Here is a 13,698-nt window from a genome sequence, read left to right on the forward strand (position 1 = left end):
CCATGGCAGGCGTTGAACAGAAGAGTGTGGCTGCAGACGAGACGGGTATGCGTCTTGATCGCTGGTTCAAGGTCCATTTCCCCGGACTGGGGTTCGGACACCTGCAGAAATTGCTGCGTTCCGGTCAGGTCCGCGTCGACGGCGGTCGCGCCAAATCAGACACGCGTTTGCAGGCAGGTCAGTCGGTACGCATTCCGCCGCTTGGTGTTGATGAGAAGGCAGCTGGCCCGGTAACGGCTCGCACCATCCGCAGTCAGGATGATGGCGATGTTCTCAAACAGATGCTGATCTACGAAGATCCCAAGGTCTTTGTTTTCAATAAGCCGGCAGGTCTGGCAGTGCAGGGTGGTTCAGGACTAGTTCGCCATGTTGACGGCATGCTCGAAGCATGGCGCAATAAAAGAGGTGAAAAGCCTCGCCTTGTGCATCGTATCGACCGTGATACATCGGGCGTTCTGGTTGTGGCACGCACGCGCGGCGCCGCACAGGCGCTGACCGCTGCATTCCGCGAACGAGAAACCAAAAAGACTTACTGGGCTTTGGTGAAGGGCGTTCCGCGCAAGCGTGAAGACAAGATTTCGACATGGCTGGTCAAAGAGCAGACGCCGGATGGCGACAAGATGCGCGTTTGCCAGCATGGCGAACCGGATTCCGATCACGCAGTTTCCTATTATCGGATCATCGAAAAGATTGGTAACAATCTGACCTGGCTGGAGATGGAGCCCTATACAGGCCGCACCCACCAGCTTCGTGTGCATGCGGCGCATATTGGCCATCCGATCATCGGCGATCCGAAATATTTTGAGGCAGATCAAAACTGGGAATTTCCGGGCGGTATTCAGAAAAAGCTGCATCTGCATGCGCGCCGCATTCGTATTCCTAATCCCTCAGGCGGTATCATTGACGTCACGGCCCCTTTGCCACCGCACATGGTGCAGTCGTGGAATTTGCTAGGCTTCGATGAGGCAAACGCGGAAGAATAAGAATGTCGGGTGCTGGGGGAGGATCGGCAGGAGGAATAGTTCCGGGCCGGGTGTCATTCGACGGGCTGGCAATCGCCCTCGTCATGTTCATCATGTTCACGTGGGGACTTAATCAGGTTGCCATCAAGATCGGCAATCGCGGTTTTAACCCCATGCTCATGGCAGCAGGCCGTGCGGCATTGGGTGGCTTCTGCGTTTTTCTCTGGTGCTACTGGAAACGTATTCCGCTTTTCGGGCGCGACGGCACGTTAAAGCCTGGCATTCTGGCTGGTCTTCTTTTTGGTGTCGAATTCGTCCTGATCTTTCTCGCGATGGAGCTGACTAGCGTCGGTCGCGTCACACTGATGATGAACGTTATGCCGTTCTGGGTAGCGATCGGCAGTCATTTTCTTTTGGGGGAGCGTATGTCCGTGCGCGCCTTCATTGGCATGTGCGTGGCGTTTCTGGGAGTTTTCGTGGTCTTTTCAGACCATATCAGCCGTCCCGGTCCCAATGCGGTCTACGGCGATCTGCTCGCGCTGATTTCCGGTATGCTTTGGGGAATGACCACGCTCGTCATTAAGCGGTCGAAGCTTGCAAGTGCGGCGCCTGAGAAGACGTTGCTTTATCAGCTTGCCGTGGCAGCACTCGTGCCATTGCCATTCATACCATTGAGCGGACCATTGATCCGTGATCCCGATATGCTCTCGGTTCTGTCATTTCTGTTTCAGTCAATGTTCGTGGTAGCTGTGACTTATCCGTTGTGGTTCTGGATGGTGCGGCGCTATCCAGCATCCAAACTGTCTAATTTCGCATTCCTCACCCCCGCTTTCGGCGTGCTGTTGAGCGGCGTTCTGCTCAACGAACATCTGGGTTGGAAAATCTTTGTGGCGCTTGCTCTCATCGGGCTGGGCCTCATTATCATCAACCGACCAGCAAAAACGGGGGCCGCCCGATGAAACTCGTTCTCTTTGATTGTGACGGCACGCTTGTCGATAGCGGTGACACGATTCACCATTGTATGGCTGCAAGCTTTGCCGACGCAGGGCTGGAGCCACCGGAACTTGCTCAGACGCATTCGATCATTGGTCTTTCGCTTCCTTTGGCCATTGCGCAATTACTGGGTCGTGAAGTTGATGAGCAGGTTAACTGGCTTACACAGCGCTATAAGGAAAACTTCGTGCGCCTGCGTCAGACGCCGGATTTCTCTGAGCCGCTTTATGATGGTATTCTGCCGCTTCTGACCGAGCTTGGCAGTCGTGACGATCTTCTGCTGGGGATTGTCACCGGCAAGTCGCAGCGCGGCGTTCGGTCTATCTTTGAACGACACGGTATCGGACACCATTTCATGGTCGTTCGTACTGCTGATGATTGTCCGTCCAAACCGCATCCGGCCATGGTGCTTGAATCCTGTGTCGAAATGGGGATAGAACCGGATCGAACAATCGTGATCGGCGATGCGATTTACGACATGCAAATGGCTCGTTCAGCAGGTGCGCGTGCCGCAGGGGTTTCCTGGGGTTATCATGGCCCGAGCTTACTTGTAGAAGCAGGCGCTCATCATGTCCTGAATCGGCCTGAAGAACTCCATGCGATCTTGCATGAAATGGATGCTTTGGCTTCCTGACACTAGAGCATTTCCAGCAAAAGTGCGAAGCGGTTTTGCGTCGGATAATGCGAAAAAACAAAGAGATAGAGCATTTCCAATGTTTCAAGAAAAACAGGAAATGCTCTAAACAACTGGACAATATTATGCGCGATACTCTGAGCGATCCTCAATCTGAAATGCCAATTTCGCAAAAAGACCCGGTGGCGCGCTCGCAGGAACTCATGCGGACGCCATTGCCGAAACGCTTTTACGAAAAAGCAGAAGTGGCGGAAGTCGAAGGCGGTTTCACCGTGCATCTGGATGGTCGCCCGGTCAAAACGCCGGCACGTGCTGTTCTGCTTTTGCCAACTGCATCAGCTGCCGAAATTATTGCAGAAGAGTTCCGTGCGCAGGAAAAGGTCATTGATCCTTCCAAGATGCCGGCCACACGTCTGGTAAACACAGCCATCGATGGCATCGCGCAAGACCCACAGGCGGTTTTCGAAGACATCCTGCGTTTCGCTGGTACAGACATGATCTGCTATCGTGCGGCAAGTCCCAAGGAACTGGTTGCCCGGCAGACTGAACAATGGGACCCGCTGATTGATTGGGCCGAAGGTCTTGGCGCGCGCTTCGCACTGGCTGAAGGTGTGATGCATGTCGAACAATCCCGTGAAGCGATTGCTGCCTTTGGCATTCATCTTACAGAATTCAAAAATCCGATAGCGCTGGCATCACTCCACACCATGACGACGCTGACAGGTTCGGCACTTATCGCGCTGGCAATTGCCAAGGGCGAGATATCCGTCGAAGACGGTTGGTCGCGCGCGCATCTCGATGAAGACTGGACCATTGAGCATTGGGGTGAAGACGCCGAAGCGCAAGCCCGCCGCAAGACGCGTAAAGGCGAAATGATGGTTGCTGCGCAGGTTCTGCAAGCGCTCTAAATATTTGTTTTGCGCACATCTTGTTCCGAAAACCGGTTCCCACTTTTCGGGATGTGCTCTGGTCTTTATTCAATTAATAAACATAATATATTGATAATAATAGAAAACCCGGCTTTCGCCGGGTTTTCTTTCGCGTGCTTCAGCACGTCGTTCCCCTCGGTAACTGAGATAACCAGGGCGGGTCTCCAATCTATTGATTGTCGACCCGCAATATTGGTTAAACCGAGTAGTACATGTCGAACTCGATTGGGTGAGGCGTTGTTTCATAACGCATCACTTCAGCCATCTTGAGTTCGATGAAGCTATCGATCTGATCGTCTTCGAATACGCCACCAGCCTTGAGGAACTCGCGATCCTTGTCGAGCGACTGCAGAGCTTCACGAAGCGAACCGCAAACAGTTGGGATCTTCTTGAGTTCCTTGGCAGGCAGATCGTACAGATCCTTGTCCATAGCCTGACCTGGGTGGATCTTGTTCTTGATACCGTCAAGACCAGCCATCAGCAGGGCTGCGAAGCAGAGATATGGGTTCGCTGCTGGATCCGGGAAGCGGACTTCAAGACGCTTCGACTTCGGCGACGAGCCGAATGGAATACGGCAGGAAGCGGAACGGTTACGAGCCGAATAGGCCAGCAGAACCGGAGCTTCATAACCTGGGACCAGACGCTTATAGGAGTTGGTCGACGGGTTGGTGAATGCGTTCACAGCCTTGGCGTGCTTGATGACGCCGCCGATGAAGAACAGGCAGTTTTCCGACAGGCCGGCATATTCGTTACCAGCAAACGTTGGCTTGCCTTCTTTCCAGATCGAGAAGTGAACGTGCATACCCGAGCCATTGTCGCCAAAAACTGGCTTCGGCATGAAGGTTGCGGTCTTGCCGTAGGCATTGGCAACCTGATGCACAACATACTTGTAGATCTGCATCTTGTCGGCGTTGCGAACGAGCGTGTCGAACTTGACGCCAAGTTCGTGCTGAGCCGAAGCCACTTCGTGGTGATGCTTTTCAACGGTCACGCCCATTTCCGTCAGAACGGTGAGCATTTCCGAACGCATATCCTGTGCACTGTCGATTGGCGGAACTGGGAAGTAACCACCCTTGACGCGCGGACGGTGGCCGAGGTTGCCGGTTTCGTAATCGGTGTCGTCGTTCGATGGCAGTTCAGTCGAGTCGAGCTTGAAGCCAGTGTTGAACGGATCAACCTTGTACTTCACGTCATCAAAGACGAAGAATTCGGCTTCCGGGCCGACGTAAACAGTGTCGCCGATGCCGAGCGACTTCATGTAGGCTTCAGCCTTCTTCGCAGTCGTGCGTGGGTCGCGGCCATAAGCTTCACCCGAAATCGGATCAAGAATGTCGCAGAGAATAACCAGCGTGGACTGAGCGAAGAATGGGTCAATATGAGCCGTTTCCGGATCTGGCATGAGGACCATGTCGGATTCATTGATGGCCTTCCAGCCAGCAATCGAAGAGCCGTCGAACATAACGCCGTCAACGAACATTTCTTCGTCCACGAGGCCGATATCCATCGTGACGTGCTGCAGCTTACCCTTTGGGTCAGTGAAGCGGAGGTCAACAAACTTGATGTCGTTGTCTTTGATCTGTTTCAGAATGTCATTGGCAGTCGTCATTTTAGTATCCTGTTTGCACGACGATGGTCGGTAGACTGGGGTCGGGTAGGCTGGTTTTATCAGATAGCATCCACGCCGGATTCACCGGTACGAATACGGATAACTTCTTCGATATTGGAGACGAAAATCTTACCGTCGCCAATACGACCCGTCTGGGCTGCCTTGCGAATAGCTTCAATGGCGCCATCGACGGTTTCGTCGGCGACGATGACTTCGACTTTCACCTTGGGAAGAAAATCGACAACATATTCCGCACCGCGGTAAAGCTCAGTGTGGCCTTTCTGTCGGCCGAAGCCCTTGGCTTCAATTACAGTAATTCCCTGCAAACCAACTTCCTGAAGGGCTTCCTTCACTTCATCGAGCTTGAAAGGCTTAATGATGGCTTCGATCTTTTTCATCAGAGAATGGTCTCCGCTCTTGTTCGGAAATGGGCATCGTGCCCGTTTCGCTGATATAGAAGCACGAACTGTGCCAACTCGGTAAGTGCTGACCAGATTTTTTAAGTTCGTTGCTCTTTCAAGCAAAATTTCCCGCAATTACCGTATGGCTCCTGTTGAAAAGAGCGCTATTGTCGAGGTTAGCGTAATTTCAATAATCTCAGAAGTGCAACTTTCTTTGCCCTAGAGTGGCATTATTATTGTTATCTCGACAAGACGGTCTGTGTGAAAGATTTTTAATAGGGTTTCGATCTCGTTAGCTGTGATTAAAAATTAGACAAAATGCAAAGAAGTTAGTCAATCTCGTGTCGGGACGACTGCCGCGTAATTAATCATCCGCATTATCAGAGGGAAAGAGTGTGCCATGTTCGAACTGCTGACACCGGAAGAAATGGCACGAGCTGATAGCCTGACAATTGATGCCGGACAACGCGACGGCTTTTCTCTTATGCTTGCTGCAGGTCACGCTGTGGCGGATGTCGCTCAGCGCATGTTTGTCGGCGAAGGGCCGGTGGCAATTCTATGCGGGCCGGGAAACAATGGCGGTGATGGCTATGTTGCCGCGCAATTCCTCCACGAAGCTGGACGTGATGTCGTCTGTTTCGGAACAGCGCAACCGCGTCAGGGAAGCGACGCCATGCGGGCGCTTCTCTTTTATAAAGGCGAAGTGCGGCGCATAAGCGCTTTGATACCTTCAGACTTTATCGGTGTTATTGATGCAATCTATGGTGCCGGGTTGGCGCGTCCCGTGGGAGGGGCAGAGGCTCGTGTGATAGAAGCGGTTAATGCGTCGGATATTCCTGTGCTCGCGGTAGATTTGCCGAGCGGGGTTTCTGGTGAAAGTGGACAGATTCTTGGAACGGGAATGCATGCACGGGCGACCGTAACGTTTTTCCGGAAGAAACCCGGACACCTGTTGCAGCCTGGCCGAACTCATTGCGGCGTGCTGCATGTCGCAGACATCGGTATTTCTGACAATGTGCTCAATAAGATAAAACCCAGTACTTTTGAAAATGCGCCCGAGCTTTGGCGAGATAGCTTACCTTCGCTTTCAACCAACGCACATAAATATAGCCGTGGCCATGCCGCTGTATTCTCTGGACCTGCACATTCGACTGGCGCTGCCCGCCTGTCAGCAATGGCAGCGGCGCGAAGTGGTGCAGGGGCGGTAACGCTGCTTTCTCCACCGGATGCGCTGTCAATCAATGCGGCGCATTTGACGAGCATTATGGTGCGAGAAACACGCAGCATCAAAGATATAGAAGCATTTTTGATCGACCGAAAAGTCGCTGCTTGTGTGCTGGGGCCGGGCTATGGCAGCCCATCATTTGCGCGCGATCATGCCTTGATGCTGTTGACAGCCGCTGATGGGCGCGCAGAAAGCCTAAAAGGACTGGTGCTGGATGCCGATGGCATCACGGCATTTGAAAGCAAGCCTGAGCAACTCTTTAACGCGAAGCGTAACTCGCACAATGCTCTCGTTCTCACACCACATGAAGGCGAATTTCGCCGTCTTTTCCCTGACATTTCGGCTGAGAACAATCTGTCCAAGACCGATAAGGCACGTAAAGCAGCGAAACGCGCGAATGCAGTGGTGATCTACAAAGGTCCAGATACGGTGATTGCAGCACCTGATGGGCAAGCCGTTATCAACGCAAATGGAACGCCTTTTCTGGCAACTGCCGGATCGGGCGACGTACTATCGGGTATTGTTTGCGGATTGCTTTCACAGGGAATGTCCGCCTTTGAAGCGGCAAGCGCTGCCGTGTGGGTTCATGCTGATGCCGCTCGACGTTTTGGCCATGGACTTATCGCGGAAGACTTGCCAAACCAGTTGCCTGCGGTGTGGTCTGGGTTAACGCCCTGAACTGCGGCTGCCTCCAGTGCCGACATCGACCGTGATGCTGCCGGAGATCGAAACGTCGGTATTGCCCACACGGAAGTTTTTCCATGTTCCAGCAGGCTGAGAGTTAGGCTCCGGCGCAGGTGGAGGAGCCGAAACGATCGGCTTCTGTGGTTCTACGCCGGGAAGACCAGTAGGTGACGGATCATTTGCAAAAGCGCTTGCTGACAATGCCATTGAGAAAACGGCAGTAAACATAAGAAATCGCTTCATAATCATATCGCCTTATCTCAGACTTTGTCTGCGACTGCTTCCAAAAGCTGTTCCGCCATTTCCAGCGTAAATTCATCATAGTGAGAGATGACACGGCTTGGCTCATAGTGCTGCACTGGCAAATCAGTATAACCGAAATCGACCGCAACGACAGGAATACCTGCGGCCTTGGCCGTGTCGATATCGGTGCGGCTGTCTCCAACCATCACTGCGCGGTCACGATTTCCACCGGCTTTGGCAATTGTTTCCGTCAGATGACGCGGATCGGGCTTACGGAAAGCAAATGTGTCCGCGCCGCAGATAGCGGCAAAGCGATGCGCTTCGCCCATTGAAGTGAGCAGCTTGACGGAAAGGGCTTCAAACTTGTTTGTGCATACGGCGAGCGTATATCCGTTCGCGGAGAAGCGGTCCATTGCTTCCAGAACGCCGGGATAGAACGTCGAATGCCCCGGCATGTGGGCTGCATAATGCTCGCGAAATTCTTCAACTAGATGATCGAGTTTCACATCGTCAATCTGCTTCTGTTGTGCAGCAAAGGCACGTTCGATCATGACGCGACCACCTTGTCCGACAAAACGGCGCAGGGAATCCTTGTCAGCAGTTTGCAGACCTGAAATTGCGAGACAATGATTTAAGCTATCCAGAAGGTCCGGTGCCGTTTCGACCAGTGTACCGTCGAGGTCGAAAACGATGATAGGCTTGGAATTTGCAGCGGACATATGACTTCCTTCAGGAATGAGACTTGCGAGCGCATTTCTAATCGCTATTTCAAATAGGCTAAACTTCGTGCCGAAACGAGGGCCTATCGCAAAAATCGCGATATTTTGTATTGAGAGCTTTGTTGCGCTGCACGCACATGCTAGAGGCGTTCTCGGAGCCGGATGAGAATCCGCTAGTGGTCTGATTCCGATATTTGTATCCCTTTGTAACAAGCGTCGAGCAAATATCGGAATCAAAAGGACCACTAGGAACCGTATTAAACTAGTGGATTTTTCGAATTTGACGTTTGAAACAGCATCTCACTCGGTCGGGATTCAAACGTCAAATTCAATCCACTAGGAAATCAGGAATTCAGGCATGGATGAAGCACGCAAGCTGAAGATCGCCGCTGCAGCAGAGGCATTGACGCACGTCAAGGACGGAATGCGTCTGGGAATTGGGACCGGTTCTACCGCCGAAGAATTCGTACGGTTGCTCGCTGAAAAAGTAAGTGGCGGTTTCAACATCATCGGCGTGCCGACTTCCGAACGTACCGCTGCTCTTTGCGCTGAACTCGGCGTTCCTCTGACAACCCTCGAAGAAACTCCACATCTCGATCTCACCGTTGACGGTGCGGACGAGTTGGATGTGAACCTGACCCTCATCAAGGGGGGCGGTGGTGCCTTGTTGCGCGAAAAGATCGTTGCAGCTGCTTCCGACTCAGTGATTGTTATCGCGGACGGATCGAAAGTGGTTGAAACACTTGGCCGTTTTCCTTTGCCAATTGAAGTCAATCGCTTTGGCCTTGGCGCAACTTTACGCGCTATTGAAATGGCTGCATCGCAATGCGGCCTTGCAGGTCCACTGGTCCTGCGGTTAAAAGATGGCTCGCCGTTTGTAACGGATGGTGGACATTATATCGTGGATGCATCTTTTGGCCGCATTCCCGATCCAAAGATTCTATCTGACGCTCTCTTCGCCATACCGGGTGTTGTTGAGCATGGACTTTTCATCGGACTGGCAAATGCCGCGGTTATCGCAGGCGCTGACGGCATCCGAACCATGAACCGGCTTTGAAACGCCGACAAGAATTGTTTGAACGGAGTACTGACCATATGATCCCGGCAACTGGCTTCCGCCGTCTGATTGCACCGTTTTCCGCACTCGTCCTGATGTCAGGCGTTCATGCGGCCTCTGCTCAGGAGATTTCAGCATCTCATCTGGAAGCTGCACGTGCAGCAATCTCCTCGATCAATGCCACTGAGCAGTTCGACGAGATCTTGCCGAGTGCTGCGCGCGCCCTCAAGGGTGAGCTCATCCAGAAAGATCCAAACCTTGAAGCACTCATCACCAAGACGGTTGATGACAAGGCTCTGGCTCTTGCAGCCCGCCGTGCAGACCTCGAAACCGAATCTGCCCGCGCTTACGCAAATGCTTTCAGCGAAGACGAACTCAAGGCAATCGCTGCTTTTTACACGTCGGACGCTGGCAAGAAGCTTCTTGCAGAAGGCCCAATCGTGACGCGTGAAGTCGTTAAGGCCGCTAATATCTGGCAGAATGGCATTGCACGCGATCTCGCAACATCTGTTGCAGAAGTTCTCGCAGCCCAGGCTGGCGCAACCGCTGCCCCAGCTCCTGAACAGCCAGCTCAGCAGTAATTTGCTATTGTAACGCAGATTTTAAAAGCCCGGCTACTTGGCCGGGCTTTTTCTTTTGCTTACATAGGTTTCAACATGAGAGCGCATCCGGAAAAATGTTAAGCGGTTTTCGGGAAGGATGCGCGTTTAAACAAAGGATTAGAGCGCCAATCTGATGCAATCTGATTGAAACGCGCTCCAGATTTTGAACGGAGAACACCATGGTCGGCTACGATTATGACCTTTTTGTTATCGGCGGTGGCTCCGGTGGCGTGCGAGCTGGGCGTCTTGCTGGCGCCATGGGCAAAAAGGTCGGATTGGCCGAAGAATATCGTATGGGCGGCACCTGCGTCATTCGCGGCTGCGTTCCCAAGAAGCTTTTTGTCTATGCTTCACAGTTTCCCGAGCATTTTGAAGATGCTGCCGGTTATGGCTGGGAAGTTGGCAAAAGCAGCTTTGACTGGAAGAAGCTGATCGAAGCCAAGGACAAAGAGATCACCCGCCTTGAAGGCCTGTATCGCAAAGGTCTCGAAAATTCGAAAGTTGAGATATTCGCAAGCCGCGCTGAACTGATCGATGAGCACACAATTGAACTCAAGGCGGACGGACGCCGCGTAACTGCTGATCAGATTTTGATCGCGACAGGCGGACATCCAAGCGCACATGAAGCCTTGCCAGGCAACGAATATTGCATCAGCTCCAACGAAGCCTTTCATCTCGAAGAACTGCCGAAAGCAATCGTGATTGCAGGTGGTGGCTATATCGCTGTCGAATTTGCCAATATTTTCCATGGCCTCGGAGTTGAAACCACGATTGTATATCGAGGTAAAGAAATCCTCTCCCGCTTTGATCCAGATATTCGACGCCTGCTTCATGAAACGATGGAAGCAAAGGGTATCAGAATTATTTGCGGTGCGGTTTTCGAGAAAGTCGAAAAGCAGGCTGATGGCGAGCTGAAAGTTTCGCTGACCAATGGCGAAACGCTGCATGCCGGCCAGGCTATGCTGGCCATTGGTCGCAAGCCGAATACGCAAGGCCTTGGGTTGGAGAAGGCCGGGGTCAAAACCGATGTGCTCGGCGCAATTGAAGTAGATGATTATTCACGCACCAGCGTCTCCAACATCTGGGCTGTTGGTGATGTCATCAACCGGGTTCAACTGACGCCCGTAGCCATCCATGAGGCTATGTGTTTCCTTGAAACCGCCTTCAAGAACAATCCGACAAAACCCGATCACGAACTGATTGCGACAGCGGTCTTCTCGCAGCCTGAAATCGGCACAGTCGGTTTACCGGAAGATGAAGCAGCGAAGAAATATACTGAGTTGGAAGTCTATCGCGCCTTGTTCCGCCCAATGAAGAACACGCTTTCGGGCCGAAACGAGAAAATGCTGATGAAACTCATTGTAGACGCCAAGAGCCGCAGGGTTATTGGCGCGCATATAATGGGTCCGGATGCAGGTGAAATGGCACAGTTGCTCGGCATTTCGCTGAAGGCGGGTGCAACCAAGGATGACTTTGATCGCACCATGGCGGTCCATCCAACAGCGGCAGAAGAGCTGTTGACAATGTACAAGCCGACCTACCGCGTCGTGAACGGAGAAAAGATCGAAAGCTAATCTTTCGGGGCTTTTATCCTGTTAACGATTCTCACTGGTATAAAGCGAGCGTCTGCATTATATCAACGCGGTCACGTATGCCGGTATCCGTGTTCAGGCATTGATTTGTCTGATGAAGTGGATTCCGGCTTTCGTGTTAAGGAGGAAGCAATCCGAGAGAAATCGCGCGGATAATTAAACAGGTGTGAAATGACGAAGAACTGGACCCCGAATTCCTGGAGAGACAAACCGATCAAGCAAGTGCCGTTTTATCCAGACGCACAGGCTCTGACCGATGTTGAAGCTCGCCTTCGTACCTATCCACCGCTCGTATTTGCAGGTGAAGCCCGCAAGCTGAAGAACCAGCTCGCGGATGTTGCCGAAGGCAAGGCATTTCTGCTTCAGGGCGGCGATTGTGCGGAGAGTTTCGCAGAACATGGCGCGGATAATATCCGCGACTTTTTCCGCGTCTTTTTGCAGATGGCCGTTGTTCTGACGTTTGGTGCCTCCAAGCCTGTTGTTAAGGTTGGCCGTATTGCTGGTCAGTTCGCCAAGCCGCGTTCTTCCGACATGGAAACGCTGAATGGTGTAGAGCTGCCATCATACCGTGGCGACATCATCAACGGCATCGATTTCGATGAAGCTTCGCGTATCCCTGATCCGCAGCGTCAGGACATGGCTTACCGCCAGTCTGCTGCGACGCTGAACCTGCTGCGTGCATTCGCGCAGGGTGGCTACGCTAACCTGGAGAATGTGCATCAGTGGATGCTCGGCTTTGTTGGCAAGAGCCCGCAGGCAGAGCGTTATGCAGCTCTCGCTCAGCGCATCTCCGAGACGATGAACTTCATGCGTGCTATCGGCATCACGTCCGATAGCAATCATTCGCTCCGTGAAACTGATTTCTACACCAGCCATGAAGCATTGCTGCTTGGCTATGAAGAAGCGCTCACACGCGTCGATTCGACGTCGGGCGACTGGTACGGCACTTCAGGTCACATGATCTGGATTGGCGATCGCACACGTCAGGCCGATCATGCACATATCGAATATTGCCGTGGCATCAAGAATCCGCTCGGTCTGAAATGTGGTCCATCTTTGCAGCCGGATGATCTCATCCGTCTGATCGACCTTCTCAACCCTGAAAACGAAGCAGGGCGCCTGACGCTTATTGCCCGTTTCGGCTACGACAAGGTTGGCGATCATCTGCCTCAGCTCATTCGCGCTGTTGAACGTGAAGGCCGCAAGGTTGTCTGGTCTTGTGACCCGATGCACGGCAACACGATCACCGCTGGCGGTTACAAGACGCGTCCGTTCGACCGTATCCTCAAGGAAGTAGAATCCTTCTTCGCAATCCATCGCGCCGAAGGCTCACATCCGGGCGGTATCCATGTCGAAATGACTGGCAAGAACGTCACCGAATGCACAGGTGGCGCTCGCGCAATTTCGGCGGAAGACCTGCACGACCGTTACCACACGCATTGCGACCCACGCCTGAATGCAGATCAGGCGCTTGAGCTGGCCTTCCTTCTGGCAGAGCTTCTCAAGAAGGAACGTGATTTGGGTTCGGAAAAGCAGGCCGTTAACGCCTGATTGGGTAAAGCCACTTCAATTGAACAGGGCGGAGAATTCATTCTCCGCCCTGTTGCATTTAAGCTGAACTCGCTTATTGATTTTCACGAAAACTCTTAGGGGGCATCGATGAAGCGAATTTTGCTGGCGTTTCTCAACTCCATGCGTGCTCTCAGGCATCTGGCCAAACACGAAAAGGCAGTTCAGCAGGAGCTGGTGCTGTTTCTGTTGTCACTTCCTGTTGCTTTTTTCATTGCGCCGAGCTGGCTTACATTCCTGATGATGACAGGGGCGATCCTGTTTCTCATTCTGGTTGAAGTGCTCAACACCAGCATTGAAGCGACCTGCGACGCGGTTTCTCGCGATTTTCATAAAGAAATTCAGATCGCCAAGGATTGCGGTTCGCTTGCTGTGCTGATCTCTATCATTTTTGTCGCTGCAGTATGGATTTATATCCTCTTCACGACCTATATGATCTGACAAAGAACGACTGTTCTTCAACACCATCCGTTGCAATTAAT

Annotated in this window: 14 protein-coding genes; 10 read left to right on the forward strand and 4 right to left on the reverse strand. The window is 52.6% G+C overall.

What is annotated here, in order from left to right:
* Positions 1-2: 2 nt before the first annotated feature.
* The 4 genes from ACSME1_RS00755 (at position 3) to ACSME1_RS00770 (ending at position 3,497) form a co-directional block, all read left to right on the forward strand.
* Complete coding sequence (locus ACSME1_RS00755; protein ID WP_024898734.1) at positions 3-983, forward strand: RluA family pseudouridine synthase; 981 nt, start codon at positions 3-5, stop codon at positions 981-983.
* Positions 984-985: 2 nt separating this feature from the next.
* Positions 986-1,921: a DMT family transporter gene (locus ACSME1_RS00760; protein WP_105705962.1), complete on the forward strand. Its 936-nt coding sequence runs from the start codon at positions 986-988 to the stop codon at positions 1,919-1,921.
* Positions 1,918-2,589, forward strand: coding sequence for an HAD-IA family hydrolase (locus ACSME1_RS00765; RefSeq protein ID WP_105705961.1), 672 nt, complete (start codon positions 1,918-1,920; stop codon positions 2,587-2,589). Before ACSME1_RS00760 ends, ACSME1_RS00765 begins: the two co-directional genes overlap by 4 nt.
* Positions 2,590-2,714: 125 nt before the next feature.
* The gene (locus ACSME1_RS00770; RefSeq protein ID WP_105705959.1) at positions 2,715-3,497 is read left to right on the forward strand and encodes an ATP12 family chaperone protein; all 783 of its coding nucleotides are present in this window, start codon (positions 2,715-2,717) and stop codon (positions 3,495-3,497) included.
* 217 nt (positions 3,498-3,714) lie between these two features.
* Here the strand turns inward: ACSME1_RS00770 and glnA are convergent, their stop codons facing one another.
* Both glnA and ACSME1_RS00780 read right to left on the reverse strand, forming a co-directional pair.
* Positions 3,715-5,124, reverse strand: coding sequence for a type I glutamate--ammonia ligase (gene glnA, locus ACSME1_RS00775; RefSeq protein ID WP_024898730.1), 1,410 nt, complete (start codon positions 5,122-5,124; stop codon positions 3,715-3,717).
* 59 nt (positions 5,125-5,183) lie between these two features.
* Positions 5,184-5,522, reverse strand: a complete 339-nt coding sequence (locus ACSME1_RS00780) for a P-II family nitrogen regulator (protein ID WP_007874909.1) — start codon at positions 5,520-5,522, stop codon at positions 5,184-5,186.
* Positions 5,523-5,925: 403 nt separating this feature from the next.
* Here ACSME1_RS00780 and ACSME1_RS00785 point away from each other — a divergent pair, with 403 nt between their 5' ends.
* Positions 5,926-7,428, forward strand: coding sequence for an NAD(P)H-hydrate dehydratase (locus ACSME1_RS00785; RefSeq protein WP_100559024.1), 1,503 nt, complete (start codon positions 5,926-5,928; stop codon positions 7,426-7,428).
* Here ACSME1_RS00785 and ACSME1_RS00790 read toward each other — a convergent pair.
* Both ACSME1_RS00790 and ACSME1_RS00795 read right to left on the reverse strand, forming a co-directional pair.
* Entirely contained in the window at positions 7,417-7,683 is a 267-nt protein-coding gene (locus ACSME1_RS00790) for a hypothetical protein (protein ID WP_105705957.1), read from the reverse strand. The two genes, ACSME1_RS00785 and ACSME1_RS00790, sit on opposite strands and share 12 nt — an antisense overlap.
* A gap of 11 nt (positions 7,684-7,694) precedes the next feature.
* Complete coding sequence (locus ACSME1_RS00795) at positions 7,695-8,396, reverse strand: HAD family hydrolase (protein WP_105705955.1); 702 nt, start codon at positions 8,394-8,396, stop codon at positions 7,695-7,697.
* A 358-nt stretch (positions 8,397-8,754) separates the two neighbouring features.
* Here ACSME1_RS00795 and rpiA point away from each other — a divergent pair, with 358 nt between their 5' ends.
* The 5 genes from rpiA (at position 8,755) to ACSME1_RS00820 (ending at position 13,657) form a co-directional block, all read left to right on the forward strand.
* The gene (rpiA, locus tag ACSME1_RS00800; RefSeq protein WP_105705953.1) at positions 8,755-9,453 is read left to right on the forward strand and encodes a ribose-5-phosphate isomerase RpiA; all 699 of its coding nucleotides are present in this window, start codon (positions 8,755-8,757) and stop codon (positions 9,451-9,453) included.
* A 38-nt stretch (positions 9,454-9,491) separates the two neighbouring features.
* Positions 9,492-10,034, forward strand: coding sequence for a DUF2059 domain-containing protein (locus tag ACSME1_RS00805; RefSeq protein ID WP_024898725.1), 543 nt, complete (start codon positions 9,492-9,494; stop codon positions 10,032-10,034).
* 200 nt (positions 10,035-10,234) lie between these two features.
* Positions 10,235-11,629, forward strand: coding sequence for a glutathione-disulfide reductase (gor, locus tag ACSME1_RS00810; protein ID WP_435654930.1), 1,395 nt, complete (start codon positions 10,235-10,237; stop codon positions 11,627-11,629).
* A gap of 189 nt (positions 11,630-11,818) precedes the next feature.
* Positions 11,819-13,198: a class II 3-deoxy-7-phosphoheptulonate synthase gene (locus ACSME1_RS00815; RefSeq protein ID WP_024898723.1), complete on the forward strand. Its 1,380-nt coding sequence runs from the start codon at positions 11,819-11,821 to the stop codon at positions 13,196-13,198.
* A gap of 108 nt (positions 13,199-13,306) precedes the next feature.
* Positions 13,307-13,657 (forward strand): diacylglycerol kinase, encoded by a 351-nt coding sequence (locus tag ACSME1_RS00820; protein ID WP_105705950.1) that lies wholly within the window; start codon positions 13,307-13,309, stop codon positions 13,655-13,657.
* Positions 13,658-13,698 lie beyond the last annotated feature (41 nt).

Origin of the sequence: Brucella pituitosa (assembly GCF_965577835.1) — a bacterium.
GTDB classification, from domain to species: Bacteria; Pseudomonadota; Alphaproteobacteria; order Rhizobiales; family Rhizobiaceae; genus Brucella; species Brucella pituitosa.